At 38.7% G+C, this 235-nt stretch carries 1 protein-coding gene; it reads right to left on the bottom strand.

The window, feature by feature from the left end; genetic code table 11:
* Nucleotides 1–204: DUF5715 family protein (locus tag SB659_RS20575; protein ID WP_410551783.1), on the bottom strand; the 204-nt coding region annotated here is incomplete at its 3' end.
* Nucleotides 205–235 lie beyond the last annotated feature (31 nt).

Below are 235 nucleotides of genomic sequence, written 5' to 3'. Positions count from 1 at the left end.
TAAAGAGGCATTAGAATTGACTCTTCTTAACCGGCACTGGTCTTCAAGTGTCCTGGTAATCGATGAAACGGTAAACGTATGTCCCTTGGTTTCTTTACTGAATCTGGAACCCATTTTCTCCAGCGTTGTTTTTGCTTTAGAAACCATGTAAGCTCTGCTGTAATCCAGTTTTTGGACGCGGTAGCCTTTTCCGGTTTTTTTCACTTTATTAAACTTTCCGTTATTAATATATTTC

Origin of the sequence: Arthrobacter sp. SIMBA_036, assembly GCF_046535135.1 — a bacterium.
Lineage (GTDB): Bacteria > Actinomycetota > Actinomycetes > Actinomycetales > Micrococcaceae > Arthrobacter.
This window is presented reverse-complemented; position numbering and strand designations above follow the sequence as displayed.